13 protein-coding genes are annotated in these 18339 nt (G+C 61.4%); 2 read left to right on the forward strand and 11 right to left on the reverse strand.

The features are described from left to right. Nucleotides 1–325: 325 nt before the first annotated feature. Entirely contained in the window at nt 326–2218 is a 1893-nt protein-coding gene (locus B2S33_RS18160; protein ID WP_080992871.1) for a hybrid sensor histidine kinase/response regulator, read from the forward strand. 18 nt (nt 2219–2236) lie between these two features. On the opposite strand, the gene B2S33_RS18165 is transcribed toward B2S33_RS18160, so the two are convergent. The 7 genes from B2S33_RS18165 to B2S33_RS18195 form a co-directional block, all read right to left on the reverse strand. Continuing rightward, nucleotides 2237–3292, reverse strand: coding sequence for a hypothetical protein (locus B2S33_RS18165; RefSeq protein WP_027914932.1), 1056 nt, complete (start codon nt 3290–3292; stop codon nt 2237–2239). A gap of 188 nt (nt 3293–3480) precedes the next feature. After that, complete coding sequence (locus tag B2S33_RS18170; RefSeq protein ID WP_027914933.1) at nt 3481–4896, reverse strand: efflux transporter outer membrane subunit; 1416 nt, start codon at nt 4894–4896, stop codon at nt 3481–3483. Next, on the reverse strand, nt 4893–8072 hold the full coding sequence (locus B2S33_RS18175) for an efflux RND transporter permease subunit (RefSeq protein ID WP_059183975.1): 3180 nt from the start codon (nt 8070–8072) through the stop codon (nt 4893–4895). The genes B2S33_RS18170 and B2S33_RS18175 overlap by 4 nt, the downstream gene beginning before the upstream one ends. Before the next feature lie 12 nt (nt 8073–8084). Further along, nucleotides 8085–9326, reverse strand: a complete 1242-nt coding sequence (gene mexE / locus B2S33_RS18180; protein WP_288650774.1) for a multidrug efflux RND transporter periplasmic adaptor subunit MexE — start codon at nt 9324–9326, stop codon at nt 8085–8087. A 166-nt stretch (nt 9327–9492) separates the two neighbouring features. Next, nucleotides 9493–9780, reverse strand: a complete 288-nt coding sequence (locus B2S33_RS18185; protein WP_027914936.1) for a hypothetical protein — start codon at nt 9778–9780, stop codon at nt 9493–9495. An 85-nt stretch (nt 9781–9865) separates the two neighbouring features. Continuing rightward, entirely contained in the window at nt 9866–11218 is a 1353-nt protein-coding gene (locus B2S33_RS18190) for a GntP family permease (protein WP_027914937.1), read from the reverse strand. A 109-nt stretch (nt 11219–11327) separates the two neighbouring features. Beyond that, complete coding sequence (locus tag B2S33_RS18195) at nt 11328–11867, reverse strand: gluconokinase (RefSeq protein WP_049695920.1); 540 nt, start codon at nt 11865–11867, stop codon at nt 11328–11330. Nucleotides 11868–12072: 205 nt separating this feature from the next. Between B2S33_RS18195 and B2S33_RS18200 the strand changes: the two genes are divergently transcribed. Continuing rightward, nucleotides 12073–13092, forward strand: a complete 1020-nt coding sequence (locus B2S33_RS18200) for a LacI family DNA-binding transcriptional regulator (protein ID WP_088523473.1) — start codon at nt 12073–12075, stop codon at nt 13090–13092. A 43-nt stretch (nt 13093–13135) separates the two neighbouring features. Here the strand turns inward: B2S33_RS18200 and B2S33_RS18205 are convergent, their stop codons facing one another. From B2S33_RS18205 to cobM, 4 genes are all read right to left on the reverse strand, one after another. After that, nucleotides 13136–16417 (reverse strand): transporter substrate-binding domain-containing protein, encoded by a 3282-nt coding sequence (locus B2S33_RS18205; RefSeq protein ID WP_028687459.1) that lies wholly within the window; start codon nt 16415–16417, stop codon nt 13136–13138. Between the two features lie 16 nt (nt 16418–16433). Continuing rightward, on the reverse strand, nt 16434–17048 hold the full coding sequence (locus B2S33_RS18210; RefSeq protein WP_027914941.1) for a response regulator transcription factor: 615 nt from the start codon (nt 17046–17048) through the stop codon (nt 16434–16436). 220 nt (nt 17049–17268) lie between these two features. Further along, nucleotides 17269–17511, reverse strand: coding sequence for a DUF1272 domain-containing protein (locus B2S33_RS18215; RefSeq protein WP_081783955.1), 243 nt, complete (start codon nt 17509–17511; stop codon nt 17269–17271). A 63-nt stretch (nt 17512–17574) separates the two neighbouring features. Then, a complete protein-coding gene (gene cobM / locus B2S33_RS18220; RefSeq protein WP_028687458.1) occupies nt 17575–18321 on the reverse strand; it encodes a precorrin-4 C(11)-methyltransferase in 747 nt (248 codons plus the stop codon). Nucleotides 18322–18339: the final 18 nt, after the last annotated feature.

Consider the following 18339-nt stretch of genomic DNA (forward strand, 5'->3'; position numbering starts at 1 on the left):
GTGCAGCAACAGATGAATGGGCTTGCGCCGGCACATCCGGGGCAGGAGTGTCTGCGTGTCGCGCTGGCCTATGCTAACGTGGCACGGCGCATGGAGCTTGCGTGCAGGCCCATCACTAAGGCCACCGGCTTTCGCTTAACGACGGAGAACCACATTGGTCGGCAAAGAAGGACCTGGAGTCTCAACGAGATCGGTCGCAACTAGACTCTCCAAACGGACACGCCCAAGCGATTTCAAGGAACAAGTAATCCGCTTCGATTGGTCGCATACGCCTCTGGGGGCCTTGCCCCACTGGCCTGCCTGCTTGCGCATCGCAGTCGACACCATGTCTCGCTCGCCGTTTGCGTGTGCTGTGGTGTGGGGCAGTCAACTGACGGTCATACCCAACGACGCCTATGTGGCGCTCAAGGGATCGCCAATCACGTTAGGTGCGCGTTTCGATACGCTGTGGCACGACGACTGGGAAAGTCTGGGCCCGTCTGTGTTCGACGCGCTAGCGGGCCGTTCCAGTTTCATCGAACATCCGCCAGTCCACATCGCTCGCTGCGATCACGCTGACGGCATCTGGTGCGCCTTGGGTTATACCCCCCTGAACGATGAGTTAGGGGAGGTCGCAGGGTTTGTCCATACGATCATCGAAACCACGGCGACCAAGGGGGGCCGTGAGCATTGGCGAAGCCAGGCCATGTCGTTGGAGAGGCAGATTGCATCTCATGCCAGCGAGCTGGAAAGAATCTGGCAGCTGTCAAACGACGCCATGATGACGGTCACCTCCGACCTCAAGCTGCACAATGCCAATCCCACCTGGCTAAGCATTCTCGGATGGGAGCTGGAGCAGGTGCGGCACTTGCCCATCTTGTCCCTGGTCCACCCTGCAGACCTTGCACAGGTCCAGCTAGCGATTGAATCGCTGCTGCGTCGTAACGATACCCATCAGATCGAGACGCGCCTGCGGCACCGTGAAGGCCACTACCACTGGTTTAGATGGCGTGCGCGAGTGGGTGCGAGATTGGTGACCATCGTAGGGCGAGACATCACCGGAACACGCGAAGAGGCCATGCGCCAATCCCGCATGTTGATGCGTAACACCGAGCGCATGGAGGCGGTGGGACAATTGGCCGGCGGCATGGGCAACGAGATGAACAACCTGCTGTCGGGTATTGGGGGTGGGCTTGAGCTACTGCAGCTGCGACTCCAGGAAGGGCGCCTGGAACGTATCGAGGAGTATGTGAAGCTTTCTCGTGATTCGGTACTACGCGCCATGGAACTGACCCATCGCCTGCTCGCCTTTTCTCGTGATCGGCCTTCGGCGCCGAGACCGTTTCACCTCAATCGCCAACTGCGCCTGAGCGAGCCGCTGCTGCTGAGCGCTCTGGGCCCCGAGATGCACATCGACTGGCAACTGGACGTCGCATCCTGGGTCGTAGCCTTGGACATTGCGGCGTTCGAAAACGCATTGCTGTGCCTGTGCGCCAATGCGCGCGAGGCAAGCCTAGGCAAGGGCACCGTGAGGGTTCGCAGCGTCAACGAACGGCTGAGCGTGCCCTTTCCGGATGAAACAGGGTTGCCTGCCGGCGACTATGTGGCCCTGCATATAGCCGATGAAGGTCATGGCATGCCGGCCAGCGACGTGGCCAGGGCTTTCGAACCCTTCTTCACCAGCAAGCCTCCAGGTCGGGGGGCTGGGCTGGGGCTATCAATGGTCTACGGTTTCGTTCGTCAATCGGGTGGCTATGCGTGGATCGAGTCTACGGTGGGCGAGGGGACCAAGGTAAGCATGCTGTTCCCACGCTGCTTTGAGGCCGTTCACGAAACGCTCGCCGGTCGCAAGAGCTCAAGCCGGGTAGGGAGCGGCGAGCGCGTACTGCTGGTCGATGATGAATCGAACCTGCGTACGGTGATGCGCGAATACTTGATTGAATCTGGCTTCGATGTAACCGATGTCGCGGATGCCAACAGTGCTCTGCAGCGCTTTCGCCAGGATGAACCTTTCGAGCTGGTGATTACTGACATCGGGTTGCCCGGCAGCTTCAGTGGCAGGCAAGTGGCCAAGGCCATGCGCATGCTCAAGCCAGACCAGAAGATCCTGTTCATCACGGGCTATGCCTTGCAGGAAATCGACTCCGACGCCACTGAGCAGCCCGGAACGGCGCTTCTGCGCAAGCCATTCCAGCTGGCGCAGTTGGCGGAGCAGGCATTGGAGATGATCGACAGCTGACGCAGGGTGGCCGCGAGTCTAAAGGTCTTTCTGCAGGAATGGATCATCAGGGTTCTGGCGCTCGAGTTCGGCGAGCAGCACCTGGACATTCTGCAACTGTCCGGACGCTTTCCAGTACTCGATCAACAGGACTCTGGCTTGCCGATTGGCTGGCGCTCTGCTCAAGATGGCTTCCAGCTGTCTCTGAGCCGCATCCAGCTGTTCAAGGTCATGCAAGGTCGTGGCAAGGGTCAGACGATACTCGGCATTGTCCGGCTCCAGTTCGACCGCCCGCGACAGCGCCAATAGCGCGTATTCCTGCTGGTCGTGACGAATCAGCCAACGGCCGAGTTCATGCTGCAAGAACGCCGAATCGGGTGTCACTGCCAACGCATCGGCCAGCACCTGACGTGCAACATCGTGCGCCCCTTGGCGCTCGAGCACGGTCACCTTCAACGCCACGGCATCGAGGTTGCTGTTATCGCCCGCCAATGCCCGCTCGATGGCAGCGGCCGCCTTGGCATACTCGTCCTCGTGCAGGTACAGGCGGGCCAGCTGGACCTGTGCATCGACGTCCTGGGGCTGGGCGAGCAGAACCTGCTCCTGCGCCCCAATGGCTTCGTGCAAGGCACGCAGATACAGGCCCATGCTGTCAGCGTCCACGTCCAACAGCGCCCCTACGGCCGCAAAACGAACGCTCTGATCGCTGTCTTCAAGCAGGGGGCCAAGTATCAGGCTCCGCTGAGGCCCAGGCAGCAGGCGGCTGATCGCGGACACGGCGGCGCGACGAACGATGGCATCGGCATGGTCCAGATCTGCCTGGGCCAGCTTGAAGGCTAGCGCAGACGGGTAATTGGGCAGCTCGGCATACAGGGCCGCTCGGCGGATGGCCGGTAGGTCATGGCGCTGAAGCTGTTGGTACAAGACCCGTGCAGCGCCGGGCTGACCGTCATGGGCCTGGCGCAGTGCCTTCACGTAGCTATGCGGGGGCAGTGCTGGCTGATCAGGCTCCACGTCGCGCCACAGATAACCGAACAGCGCTGACAGCATCATCAACGCCAGCAGTGCAATCAGGTAGCGGGTACGTCTTGGCATCGGACGGTCCGTGTGTCAGGAGAGGCAAAGCTTGGGCCAGCCTTCGGTTAAATGCAACCGGGCTGGGTACGCCTGTGGCAGGCTTTGCCTGAAACCCGCAGGCCCGAGCAAAAAAAGCCCCGCAGAACTCGATCTGCGGGGCAAACGGCCGGTCCGGGACCAACCAAAGGAGCTTGTTGAGCTGCGGTTCAGTGCGAGCTGGCTACCGTGTCAGGTTGCCAGCCGCCACCGAGTGCCTTGTAAATTGAAACGATTCCCCGATAGAGGTCGACCTCGCCAAGGGCCTGTGCATCCTCCGCACTCAGGCGCTCGCGCTCGGCATCGAGCAGCACCAGGTAATCGACTGACCCCTCGCGGTAGCGGATCGACGCCAGGTCGGCCGCTTTGCGGCTGGCCTCGCTCTGGCGCATCAGCGACAGCAGCCGCTGCTGGATCTTGTCGTAGTCGCTGAACGCATTGGCCGACTCTTCCAACGCCAGCAATACCTGCTGCTCATAGTTAGCCAGCGCGCCTTGCGCGTCGGCTTTGGCGCCGCGCAGGCGTGCCCTCACGCTGCCCAAGTCAAAGGCCGCCCAAGTAATGCTGGGCCCCAACCCCCAGGCGCCCGCTGCCGAGGAGCCGAGCTGGGAGCCGCGCGCTGCGGTGAAGCCCAGGAAACCGCTCAGGCTCACCCGGGGAAACAGATCTGCCGTCGCCACCCCGACGTTTGCGGTGGCCGCAGCGAGCTGGCGTTCGGCGCTGCGTATGTCGGGGCGTCGGCGCAGCAGTTCACCAGGGTCACCGACAGGCAAGGCCTTGGCGATGGCTGGCAGTGCTTTGGGGGACAGGTCAACGCCGATTGCGTCAGGTCGACGGCCCAGCAAGGTGGCGATGCGATGCCGTGATCTGGCCTGTTGGGCCTGCAACTGCGGCACACTGGCTTCGACCCCTGCCAAGCGCGCGTCGGCCCGTACCACGTCCAGTTCATTACCCACCCCGGCATCGCGCAGCGTTTCAGTGATGGTGCGCGATTGTTGCTGGGTCTTGAGGTTCGCCAAGGCTATGTGTTCACGCAGTTGCGCGCCGCGCAGCTGACCGTAGGCGTCGACCAGCTCGGCGATTAGGCTGACCTGAAGTTGCTGAAGGTCAGCCGCCGCTGCTGCTTCCTGAGCCTGGCTGGCTTCGATCTGGCGCGTAATCCGCCCGAACAGGTCGACTTCCCACGCCATGTCCAGGCCCAGGTCGTAGCGCTCGGCATTGACCCGATGGTCAGTCTGGCCAGGCACCTGGCCTTTGCCCACTTCACTGCTGGCACGGCTGGTCACGACCGGGAACAGATCGTTTTCGGCATCGTCCCGAATCGCCCTGGCCGACTTGAGTCGTGCGAAAGCGACCCGTAGATCTCGGTTACCTTCCAACGAGGCCTGCACCAGTTGGTTCAGGGTCGGGTCGTCGAACTGTTTCCACCAAAGGCTCTCGAAACGGGTGCGGTCATAGGCCTTGGCCTGGGCATCGACGTCCAGCTGAGCTGGGGCAGTAGCCGGCGCGTGGTAATCAGGCCCCACCGCGCAGGCCGCCAGGGCCAGGCTGAGCAGGCTCGGTGTCAGGTGTTTGAACAGGTTCATGCAGGGTTCTCCAGCGGATGGATGCGCTCGGCCTTGCGGGCCTGACGTCGCTCGACAAAACGGCGGATCAGGAAGAAGAACACCGGGGTCAGGAACAGGCCGAACACCGTGACGCCGATCATCCCGGAGAACACCGCCACGCCCATGGCATGACGCATCTCCGAGCCTGCTCCCGAGCTGAACACCAGCGGTACGACACCCATGATGAACGCGATGGACGTCATCAGGATGGGGCGCAAACGCAGACGGCAGGCTTCCAGCACCGCAGCCAGAGGATCGAGGCCTTTGGCCTGCTCGTCCTTGGCGAACTCCACGATCAGGATGGCGTTCTTGCAGGCAAGCCCGACCAGAACGATGAGCCCGATCTGGGTGAAGATGTTGTTGTCACCACCGGAGACAATGACGCCAGTAATGGCCGAGAGCAGCGTCATCGGCACGATCAGGATCACCGCCAAGGGCAGGCTCCAGCTCTCGTACTGGGCGGCCAGTACCAGGAACGCCAACAACACGCACAACGGGAACACGAACAGCGCAGTGTTGCCCGAGAGGATCTGCTGGTAGGTCAGGTCCGTCCACTCGAAGGTCATGCCGTTGGGCAATTCCTGCTTCAGGAGTTTCTCGATGGCTGCTTCTGCCTGGCCTGAGCTGTACCCAGGCGCCGCTGCGCCATTGATTTCTGCAGTGATGAAGCCGTTGTAGTGCATCACGCGATCGGGCCCGGAGGTGTCGGTGACCTTGAGGAACGTGGCCAATGGGATCATCTCGCCCCGGTTGTTGCGCACCTTCAATTGGCCAATCTGCTCGGCGTCGAGTCGGAACTGCTGCTCGGCCTGCACGTTGACCTGGTAGGTACGTCCGAATCGGTTGAAGTCATTGGTATACAGCGACCCCAGGTACACTTGCAGAGTGTCGAAGATATCGTTGATGGCCACGCCGTGGGTCTTGGCTTTCTCGCGATCGATGGCCGCATCGACCTGCGGCACGTTGACCTGGTAGCTGGTGAACAGTCCCGCAAGCTCAGGCACCTCATGGCTCTTGGCAATGATGTTCTGGGTTTCCTTGTACAGCGCTTCGTAACCCAGGTTGCCACGGTCCTCGATCTGCAGGCGGAAGCCACCGATGGTGCCGAGCCCTTGCACGGGCGGCGGTGGGAAGATCGCGATGTAGGCGTCCTGAATGTCGGCGAACTGGGCGTTCAAGGCTGCGGCGATGGCAGCGGCCGACTGGCTGGGGTCCTTGCGCTCGTCGAAGGGCTTGAGAGGCGTGAACACGATGCCGCTGTTGGGGCTGTTGGTGAAGCCATTGATGGACAGGCCCGGGAACGCGACAGAGTCCGCCACGCCCGGTTGCTTGAGGGCAATCTCGCTCATGCGCTTGATCACCGCTTCGGTGCGATCAAGGCTGGCGGCATCCGGCAATTGGGCAAACGCCACCAAGTACTGCTTGTCCTGGGCAGGCACGAAACCGGTCGGCGTGGAGGAGAAACCCAGATAGGTCAGGCCCATCAAACCGGCATAGACGAACAGGGCGATGCCACTGGAACGGATCACTCGGCGGACACCGCCCACGTAGCGATGGCTGGCGCGGTCGAAGAAGCGGTTGAAGGGCGCAAAAAGCCAGCTACCCAGCAACCTGTCCAACAGCCGCGAGAATTTGTCCCTGGGCGCATGGTGGTCCTTGAGCAGTACCGCCGCCAAGGCAGGGGACAGGGTCAGCGAGTTGAACGCCGAGATCACCGTGGAGATCGCAATGGTCAGGGCAAACTGCTTGTAGAACTGTCCAGTCAGCCCCGAGATGAACGCTGCGGGTACGAACACCGCGCACAGCACCAAGGCGGTGGCGATGATCGGGCCTGTCACCTCGCTCATGGCTTTTTGCGTGGCTTCGAGCGGTTTGAGACCCAGCCCGATGTTGCGCTCGACGTTCTCCACTACCACGATGGCGTCATCGACCACGATGCCGATTGCCAGCACCAACCCGAACAAGGAAAGGGCATTGAGCGAGAAGCCGAACAGGTGCATCACGGCGAAGGTGCCGATCAGCGATACCGGTACGGCCAGTAGCGGAATGATCGATGCACGCCAGGTCTGCAGGAACAGGATGACCACCAGCACCACCAGTACCAATGCTTCGAACAGCGTGTGCACCACCGCCTCGATCGAGCCGCGCACGAACACGGTAGGGTCGTAGACGATGCTGTAGTCCATGCCCTCGGGGAAGTCTTTCTTCAATTCCGCCATCTTGGCGCGTACTTCATCGGAGATGTCGATGGCGTTCGAGCCCGGGCGCTGGAAGATCGGGATGGCCACGGCAGGCTGGTTGTTGAGCAGCGAGCGCAGCGCGTACTGGCTAGAGCCCAGTTCGACACGAGCGATGTCCTTCAGGCGCGTGATCTCACCGTCCGCACCGGCACGGATGATGATGTTCTCGAATTCTTCCTCATTGACCAGGCGGCCCTGGGTGTTGATCGAGAGCTGGAAGCTGGTGGAGCCCGGCGCCGGCGGAGCACCCAGCTGACCCGCGGCCACCTGGCGGTTCTGCTCGCGAATTGCAGTGACCACATCGGTAGCCGTCAGGTTGCGCGAGGCGGTCTTGTTCGGATCCAGCCAGACGCGCAGGGAGTAGTCGCCCATGCCAAACAGCTGCACATCACCCACACCACCCAACCGTGCCAGCTCGTCCTTGATGTTCAGGATGGCGTAGTTGGACAGGTAGAGCATGTCATAGCGGTTGTCCGGTGAAGTCAGGTGCACGACCATGGTCAGGTCGGGCGACGCCTTGTCCACCGTGATACCGATACGTGTCACTTCCTCGGGCAGCTTGGGCTGCGTGCGGGTCACACGGTTCTGCACCTGCACCTGGGCATTGTCCAGGTCGGTCCCCAGGGCGAAGGTGATGGTCAAGGTCAGCTTGCCATCGGCGGTGGATTGCGAGGACATGTAGAGCATGTTCTCGACCCCGGTAATGGCTTGCTCCAGGGGCGCGGCAACGGTTTCGCCGATGACCTTGGGGTTGGCACCCGGGAAGTTGGCGCGTACCACAACCGTAGGCGGTACGACCTCGGGGTATTCACTGATGGGCAACTGGAACAGCGAAATGGAGCCTGCGATCAGCAGCACCAGTGACAGCACCGCCGCGAAGATGGGCCGTGTGATGAAGAATTTGGAGAAGTTCATCGGTGGGGTTCCTCAACCGCGCGGCGCAGGCGCGCTGGCGCCCTGATTGGTGTTGCCGGCCACTTTGGCCGTGCGGGTGCTCGCCTCCAGAGCCTGACGTTGCTCGGCGAGCGCGGCCAGTGTCTGCTCGCTGGCCATTGGCGCTTCTTCAGGGGTGACCTGGGAGCCTGGACGCACTCGCTGCAGGCCCCTGACCACAATGCGGTCGTCCTTGCCCAGCCCGCTGCGCACGATGCGCAAACCCTCAAGCTTTGGCCCCAACTCGACAGCGCGATAGGCCGCCTTGTTGTCTTTGTCCATGACCAGCACGAACTTCTTGCCAAGGTCGGTGCCCACCGCTTCGTCGTTGATCAGCACCGCATCGTATTGAGCGCTGCCGACCAGCTTCAGGCGTGCATACAGGCCAGGGGTGAATTCACCGCGTTTGTTGTCGAACACGGCCCGGCCACGAATGGTGCCGGTGCGCGGGTTGACCTGGTTGTCGACGAAGTTCATCTGCCCCAGGTGCGGGTTGCCAGTCTCGTTGGTCAGGCCGAGGTAGACCGGGGTGCTTTGCCCGCGCTGGCCTTGGCGGGCCAGCTGTGTGTACTTGAGGTAGACGCGTTCGTCAGCATCGAAATAGGCGTACACCTTGTCAGTGGAGACCACGCTGGTCAGGGGCGTGACATTGGCAGTGACGATGTTGCCGGCGGTGAACTGCGCGCGGCTCACGCGGCCGTTGATAGGGGAGGTGACACGGGTGAAGCTCAGGTTCAAACGTGCCAGGTCAAGTTGGGCCTGGATGGCATCTACGCCGGCGCGTGCTTCGGCCGCAGCACTGTTGCGTGACTCAGCCAGTTCGGCGGAGATGGCGTTACTGTCTCGTAGACGCTCGCCCCGGCGAGCTTCATTGGCGCTTCGGATGGCGCTGGCCTTGGCTTGCTGCAGCTGGGCCTCAAGGCGGCGGACTTCAGCCTGGAAGGGCCGAGGGTCGATCTGGAACAACAGGTCACCCTTGCGTACCTGGGCGCCTTCGGTGAACGCCACTTGGTCGATCTGGCCCGACACACGGGGGCGCACCTCGACGGTTTCCGGCGCTTCCAGGCGCCCGGTGAACTCGTCCCATTCGTTGATCGGCTGTTCGATCACCTTGGCCACGGTGACCTTCGGAGCTGCCGGGGCCTGCGCGGCATCGGGGGTTTTGCTGCAAGCGCCGAGCGCTACCACTGCGAGGGCTGCAAGTGGAACACCGAAAGGTTTGAGTGACTGCTCCATGGAGAACTCCGCCAATATATTAGGAATGGGCGGAGTGTGAGTGTGTTGCGTGCGGGGAACGAATCGAATGGGCTGAAGGTTATTATCATGGTGAATGATATGAACCCATCGGCTATCGCCACCTGGTGATGAAGGAGCCGCTCAGCGGTGGGGCGCCCCCAATGAGTCAGGGCTGGCTTGCACCCTTGCTTGATGCGCCTTCCGAGCCAGTGCCGTCCATGCCCGGTAAATCCTGGTTGTCGTTCTGCTGCGCCGGCGGGCTGTCTGGATCATTGCCCTGTAGCCTTGGATCGGTATCACGGGGCATGGGCTTCTCGATCGGGTTGAGCGTGCTGTCTGCACCCGGCTTGGGTGCCTGGTTGTGCGGGTCATCCGGGTAGGTAGGCCCGGTGCCGGCCGCCAGGGCCAGGGGCGAGGCAAGCAGGGCAAGCAACAGGAAGCTGGGACGATTCATGGCAATCTCCTTTGCAACGGGCAGGGCAGGTTCGTAACCTTTGGCCTTGCCCGGCCGTTCAAAGTGCCAGCACTCCGATCAACGGTCACACCACCAGCGACAGCGCCATGATGAATACAATGCCGACCACCGACAGCAGGGTCTCCATCATGCTCCAAGTCTTGAAGGTCTCGGCCACAGTCATGTTGAAGTACTGCTTGACCAGCCAGAAACCGGCATCGTTGACATGGGACAGGATCAGCGACCCGGCACCGGTCGCCAGCACCAGCAGTTCACGGTTGACCCCAGGCACCAGGTCGATCACAGGTGCCACGATTCCCGCACCGGTAATGGTCGCCACGGTGGCAGAGCCCGTGGCAATTCGAATCACTGCGGCGACCAGCCAGGCCAGCAGAATCGGTGATATCTCGGCCTGTACAGCCATTTGCCCGATCACGTTACCGACACCGGTATCGACCAGCATTTGCTTGAAACCGCCGCCGGCGCCAACGATCAGGACGATGGCAGCCGTGGGCGCGAGGCTGTGATCGAGCATCTTCATGATCTGTTGGCGGTTGAAGCCGCGCGCCGAGCCAAAGGTGTAGAACGCCAGCAGCAAGGCGGCGAGCAGCGCAGTGATGGGGTGCCCGATCAGGTCCATCCATTGGCGCACGATGTGCTCAGCAGGCAATACCACATCGGCGAAGGTCTTGAGCAGCATCAGCACCACCGGCAGCAAGACGGTGATCAAGGTGACGCTGAAGCTCGGCAGGTTGGCCTGGTCCGATTCCTTGGCGATCTGGTCCATCAGCTCCTGTGAAGGGTGCCCAGGGATATAGCGCGAGATGAAGTTGCCGAACAGTGGGCCGGCGATGATGGCCGTGGGCAGGGCCACGATCAGGCCGTAGAAGATGGTCTTGCCGATGTCGGCATGGAAGATGCCGATGGCCAGCAACGGCCCCGGGTGCGGCGGTACCAGGCCGTGCACGACGGACAGACCTGCCAGCAAGGGGATGCCGATCTTGATCAGCGACACTCCGGAGCGCCGCGCGACGATGAAGACCAGTGGGATGAGCAGGACGAAGCCAATCTCGAAGAACAGCGGGATGCCCACCAGAAAGGCAGCGAACATCATGGCCCAGTGCACGTTCTTCTTGCCAAAGGCCCGAATGAGGGTCTGAGCGATCTGATCGGCCCCGCCGGAATCGGCCATCAGCTTGCCCAGCATCGTACCCAGTGCGAGCACGATGCCGACGAAGCCGAGCACGCCTCCGAAACCGTCCTGGAACGACTTCATGACCTTGGCTACCGGCATACCAGAGGTCAGGCCGAGGAAGCCGGCAGCCAGGGTGAGGGCAACGAAGGGGTGCACCTTGAAATGAGTGATAAGCAGGATCAGCCCGACGATGGTAACCAGCGCGTCGAGGAGCAGGAAAGTATCAGTAGCCAGTCCGAACATGGTGTATAGGCCTCGGTCTTATCGTTGTTTTTGGCGTAGCTTGTTGGGTAAGTCATTGCATGAATGGGCTAAGACAGCGCTGTCTTGACGGTCCGAAATGCGAGCAGACTCAGGCAGTCTGCGCAACACTGTGCTCGGCGCAGCGCTTGAGCCAGCCGTCGACCGCCTCGGCAAGCGCAACGATCGGCTGAGTGGCGTCCAGCGTCAGGGTGAGCGGTTCATCGTAGGGCGGCTCAAGGGCGGCGAACTGGCTCTGGATGAGGCTGGCCGGCATGAAATGCCCTGGTCGCGCCAGAACCCGTTGCTCAGCTTGGGCAGGGGTGAGCTCAAGAAAGACGAACTTCAGCCCAGGCATCGCGCAGCGCAATGTGTCGCGGTAGCTGCGCTTGAGTGCGGAACAGGTGAGAATCGGCCGCATGCCGGCCTCACTCGTCGCTTGCATCTCCTGGCCCAGGCGTACCAGCCAACCGGCACGGTCATCGTCATCCAAGGGAATACCGGCGCTCATCTTGTCGATATTGGCCTGCGGGTGGAACGCGTCACCTTCGATCAGGTGTCCGCCGCTGTAGGCCGCGATGGCAGACGCAATGCAGCTCTTGCCGCACCCGGCCACACCCATGACCACGATGGCGGGCAGTGGAGAATTCATCTGTACCTCCTGCTGGGTGGGACAGCGCTGTCTTGGGCTCGGGCAGCGCGGTCTCCCCAATGTTTATTGATCTTGTGCTTACGCAGTATGGACGCCGTGCGGCAATCACCTGAGAGCAACCGGCAAACAGCCGTTGCCTACGTCCTGAGACAGCGCTACCTTAGAGGCCGTTCCCAGTCCTTGCAAGTAGTAAAATTACAACATTATGGCCCGCATTGGTTCGCGCACAACTGGTCGTCCCACCCTGGCTGAAGTCGCCAGAATGTCCGGGGTTTCCCCCATCACTGCATCCCGGGCCTTGCGCGGCGTCAGTACCGTGGCCCCTGAACTCGCGGCCAAGGTTGTGGCTGCGGCCACCACCCTTGGCTATGTGGCCAATCCCGCCGCCCGCGCGTTGGCATCTGCCCGCAGCCACTCGGTCGTGGTGCTCATACCGTCGCTGTCCAATCAGTTGTTCATCGACACACTGGAAGCCATCCATGATGTGATGCGCCCACGAGGGCTGGAGGTGCTGATCGGCAACTACCACTACGATACCGCCGAGGAAGAAAACCTCATTCGCAATTACCTGGCCTATCAGCCTTGTGGCATGCTGCTGACCGGTTTCGAACGCACCGACGCTTCGCGTCAGATGCTCGCGGCCAGTGGCGTACCCTGCGTGCACATGATGGAACTGGACGGGGAGGCCGACGCGTTGGCGGTAGGCTTTTCCCAACACCAGGCTGGCCGGGCCGCAGCCCAACACCTGATCGAACGCGGTTGCACCCGGCCTGGATTTATTGCAGCACAGCTGGATCCCCGGGTCATGCAGCGGGCTGAGGGCTTTCGGCTAGCGCTGGCCGAAGCTGGATTGCACGCGCCCGAGCGGGAGGTCCTTACCCCGGCCCCGTCCTCGATCGCACTGGGAGGGGAGTTGTTCAGCCGCCTGATCAGGCAAGCCCCCGAGGTGGATGGCATCTTCTTTTGCAACGATGACCTTGCCCAAGGCGCGGTGCTTCAAGCGCTGCGCCAGGGCATCCGTGTCCCGCAGCAGGTGGCCATGGTCGGCTTCAACGATCTGCCGGCTTCGGCGCACATGGTGCCCAGGCTTACTTCCATTCGCACGCCAAGGGCTGCGGTGGGACGTGTCGCCGCCCAGGCGTTGTTGACGCTGCTCGATGGCAAAGCCGTGACGCCAGCCCGGCAGGACCTGGGGTTTGAGTTGATGGTGCGAGAAAGCTCCTGAGGTTTCACGCGCACCGGTTTCACGCGCACCTGGTGCGAGTGACTCAATTCGGCTCTGATGGTCTGGGCATGGCTTCCAAGGTAGCGATCAGGTCTTTGTGCAGTGTTTGCAGGGTGTCCTGGAGTACCCGACACAAGTTGTCTACAGGATCACCTGCTACAAGCGCCTGCTCGAGTGCTTCGCAGTCGGCGACCAAGTGACGTACCTTAAGCATCTTGGCCCCACCCTTGATGCGGTGAACCAATGCCTTGAGCGTCCCGTCCGGCGGCTGCCCATCCAGGGTGCGCAGCGTTGAAAGGTCTTCGGCCACGCTTTGCGACAATTGCTCGATCAGATGCCTGATCAAATCGTCGTCGTCGCGGGTCAAGTGACGCAGCTCGGCCAGGTTCAAGCCGCCGGGCCGGGCAGGTGCAGGGGCTGCTGGTGGCTTGCGAGCCGCCTGCGGCAGGTGTGCCTTGAGGCCATGCAGGCCGATAGGCTTGAACAGGCAGTCATCCATCCCGCTCGCCAGGCATCGCTCCCGCTCTTCGGCCTGGGCATTGGCGGTTACCCCCAGAATCGTCGCGGGCGACAGTCCTTGCTGGCGCTCTTGAGCACGGATACAGCAGGCCAGCTCATGACCGTCCATCACAGGCATGCTGCAGTCGGTGATCACCACGTCAAAGCGCGTTTCTCGCCACAGCTGCAACGCGATTTCGCCGTTCTGCGCCTGGGTCACCTGATGGCCCAAGGCGCGCAACTGACGTTCAAGCAACAGGAGATTGGCCGGGTAGTCGTCCACGACCAGGATGTGCAACGGGCAAGCATCAAGGCCCGTGGTTGGGTCCTGCCCGTCAGAAATGATCTGGGGCGTACACTGGGGCAGGGCCATGAGGATCTGGACCCTGGTACCCACTCCCTCCACACTCTGCAGTGTCAGCGTACCGCCCATGAGCTCGGCCAGGGCACGGCTGATGACCAGGCCCAGCCCAGTGCCCTGGCGCGCACGGGGCCCGTCGACCTGTACGAATGCATTGAACAGGCGTGCCTGGTCCGCAGGGCTTATGCCGATACCCGAATCGCGCACACAGAGCTCGACGCGCTGGAGTTCGCCCTGTACCGAGGTGCGCATCGCGGTGTGGACTTCACCACGGTCGGTGAACTTGATCGCATTGCTGATCAGGTTCGACAGCACCTGCTTCAGGCGCGCAGCATCTACCTGGACCCAGACCGGTTCGGTGGGTAGGTCACAGGCGAGCTCAAGGCCCTTGAACCTCGCATTGCCTTCGAACACGCGAAGGGTAGCGCGCACCAGGTCCACCAGGTCGGTGGGGATCGGCTGCAAACTGATGTGGCCTGACTCGATCCTGGAAATATCGAGAATATCGCCTATCAACCCTAGCAGCCCCAGTGCCGACTCATGGGCTGTCTCGAGCATGTGGGTATCGCATCGACCGGCGCGACTGTCCTCGAGCGCCAGTTCCAACAAGCCGAGCACGGCGTTCATGGGGGTGCGTATCTCATGGCTCATGGTGGCCAGGAACGTGCTTTTCATGAGGCTGGCCTGCTCGGCTTCATCCTTGGCATGGCGAAGTTGCTCCAGCAAGCCTCGGCTCAGCGCCAGTTGTGTCTGCAGGGCGCGCTCGGCTTCGACCCGCTTCTGGATCAGTTTGCGCAGGTAGCTGTTCCAGAAGACGACACCTGCGATCAGCAACGCGGCAATCACCAGCACCTGGAGCGCCAGTTCTCGGTAGTTGCGCCATGGGCTGTCGCTGACCACGGTGCTCGTCCTCCAGCGATTGATCAGTTGCTCAAGTTCTTCGGGCGCTATACTCAGCAATGCTTTGTCCAGGATCGATTGCAGTTGGGGTTGATCGGCCGCGACGGCAAACGCCGCAACGGCTGGGTCTTCGTCAAGGATGCTCGCGATCTGAAGGCGGTTCTTGAAGACGTGACTGATGTAATAGGCCGCGTTGATATGGCTACTCAACGCGGCATCAGCGCTGCGATTGACAACCGCCTCCATCAGGTCCAGCGGGTTGTCGACTTCGACAAGCCGCGCCCGGGGGTAGCGCTGCTGGAGCATGGCGCGTTGCGGAGAATTGCGAATAAATGCGATTCGTTGCGGTTCAAAGCGCTTGATGCCGGCTTGCGAAGGGTTATCGACGCGGGTAACGAGCACGCGCGGGCTGATCAGGTAGGGCCGTGTGTAGCGCACTTGTTTGGACCGTTCAGCGCCGTAACCCAATGCGCCGATCATCAGTGCGTCGCGCTGGCCCAGACGGTCGATCATGGACTGGGCAGACTCGGCTTGCCTGGTATGAAAATGCAGCCCGGTCCTTAGGGTAATTTGTTTAAGCAGGTCCAGGGTTATGCCACTGGGTCGCTGCTGATCATCGTAGAACGTCAAGGGTGCCAAGGCCGGATTGATCAACACGTCTACCACCGGGTGAGCCTTGATCCAGGCTTGCTCCTCATCTGTCAGTACGCTCAGGTGGCGCTGCAACAAAAGACTGGTATTGCTGTTGCTCCAGCGCTTGAGGATGGCCAGGCGCTCGCTTTCCCCAATCCGGCGCAGTGCCTTGTCGAGCAGTTGACGCAGCGCATCGTTATCGCGTGCCACTGCAAAGGCAAACGCTTCTGGGACGATGGGTGAGAAGTGATCGATCCGCAGGGCACCTCTGAAGGTCTTGCCGATCAGATAGTCTGTGCTGATTGCATCGCCCAGGTAGGCATCGGCTTCGCCCATAGCCACAGCGGCAAGGCCAGCCTGGGTGGAGCGATACAAAACCAGCTGCGCTGCCGGGTAAAGGGCGCGGGCACGATTGGCGGGTAGATAATGATCAACCATGGCCAGACGCAGCCCTGCAAGATCGTGGGCCGGTGCAAGACGCTGGCCTTCGCGCGTGACGATCACCGGCAGGTCATCGGCATACGATGTACTCAGACTCAACCCAGCGTCTGCAGCCTCAAAGCTGTTGGAGCTGCCCAGTACGTCCACACGTCCTTCATGCAGCGCCTCAATGGCCTGATAACGGCTATCGAAACGCTTTACTTCGACGGCTATACCCAACAACTCAGCGATGATGCCGACGTAATCCGCTGTTAGACCTTCGTAGTCACTGGGACTTACGTTGATATCAAATGGTGGATAGTCCGGCCGTGAGGTGCCCAGCACCAGGCGCTTGCGAGCGTCCAGCCACTGGCGCTCGGCCGTTTGCAGATTCAAGGGCTGCGTGGCGCTCACCGAACGGGCCAGCAAACTGCGCGTCTCGCTCGCCAGCGACTGCGCGACAGGCCCTGCCAGTACCATCAGCAGGAGGGTACTGGCCAGCAAACGTTTAATCGTCATGCACCGCTCATCAGTAGACGTGGTTGCGCTTGGCCAGGTCCACCATTTCCACCAGCGACTCGGTCTTGAGCTTATCCATGATCCGGCCACGGTAGGTGCTGATGGTCTTGGCGCTGAGGTTCATGCTACTGCCGATGTTCTTGTTGCTTTCTCCACGGGCCAGACGCCTGAGAACCTCCATTTCGCGGTTAGAAAGGCTCGCTAGGCGCATGGGCTCGCTTTCGAGCGAATTGCTGTTGACCGACATCTGCGGGAACGTCGAATAGCCTTTTACCAGGGCCTTGAGCGCGAACAGCAAGGCGTCGTGATCTTCATCCTTGGTCACGAATGCGCCGATGCCTGCGTCCAGACAGCGGCGTACATACAAGTCGGTCGCCTGGCCAGTGAGCACCATGATCTTGGGCACCTGATCGAGTGATTGCAGGCGCTTGATAACTTCCATTCCGTCCAGCCCAGGCAAACCGATGTCGAGAATCACCACGTCCGGTTTGAGCTCGCGTGCCATTTGCGCGACTTCACTGCCATTGCCCACTTCTGCAACGACATTGAAACGTTCATGTTCGAGCAGCATGCGCAGGGACATACGGACGACGGGGTGGTCGTCCACGATCAGCACATTGGTCATTGGGAAAACTCCTGTTCAGATATGGTCCGCTTCCTGGGACACTCAGGAATACTTCTGTAAGCGGGTTAGTCAGAAGCGCAGCAAGATACGACCATTACCGAACTTTGATAATGCCGAGTATAGAAGTGTTGAATAACCTTGAAGGAGCCGATGAAAAATCCTACAAAAAGGCGGGCGGTTCAGCAGCTTGTGGCCTCGCGTTGGCTGCCGAACCGTATGATCAGGTACAGGCAGTGTGTACTTTGTTTACGCGCAGTGAAGATGCAGGGTGTTCAGCCAACGATTTGCCCACGCGCGCGGGACGAATCGAAAGAACGCCCTGGCAGTTGGGGCATCGACCATGCAAGCGTCCCTGCGCACACCCTCGGCAAAACGTGCATTCGAAGGAGCAGATGAAGGCATCGAGGCTGTCACCGGGCAGGTCGGCATCGCAACACTCGCAGTTGGGGCGTAATTCCAGCATAGGCGTGGTTCCTGTCGGGAGGGTCTGGAGGCAGTGTGCTCCGGGCTGGAACTGGCTCGCAAGCTAGGCGCGGTACAGGTGCGCATGTCCGGCACGGTAAAGGGCCGATTCGGCGAACGGCGTGTCACCCAGCACTCGGCCCACCACAATCAACGCGGTGCGGCGATAACCTTTGAGGGCGGCGCGCTCGACGATGTCGTCCAGTGTGCCTCGCACCCAGTCCTGGTCCGGCCAGGTGGCGCGGTAAACCACGGCAATGGGGCAGTCGCCACCGTAGTGAGGCCGCAGCTGCTCAACGATGCGTGCCAGGTGCTTGACCCCCAGGTGAATGGCTAGCGTCGTGGCATGACGCGCAAGCGCCTCCAGCTGCTCGCCGGCTGGCATGGGCGAGCTGTCTGCGAAGCGGGTAAGGATCACGCTCTGAGCGACGTCGGGCAAGGTCAGTTCGCACCCCAGCAACGCGGCGCTCGCAGCCACGGCGGTGACGCCCGGCACAATCTGATAATCGATGCCAAGACGCTGTAGGTGGCGGATCTGCTCACCGATAGCGCCATAAAGACTCGGATCACCGCTGTGCACGCGTGCGACATCCTTGCCCTGGGCATGGGCGCACGCAATGGCGTCGATGATCTGCTCAAGATGCAGTTCTGCGCTGTTGATCAGGGTGTCGGCGCAGTGACCTTCCAGAACGGCAAGAGGGACCAGGGAACCGGCATAAATGATGACAGGGCAGGTGCGAATCAGGCGCTGCCCCTTGACCGTGATCAGCTCGGGGTCGCCGGGGCCGGCGCCGATGAAATAAACCGTCATGGTATTCCTGAATGATTG

The sequence above is a fragment of the Pseudomonas sp. UBA5568 genome (genome assembly GCF_002425525.1).
GTDB lineage: Bacteria > Pseudomonadota > Gammaproteobacteria > Pseudomonadales > Pseudomonadaceae > Aquipseudomonas > Aquipseudomonas fulva.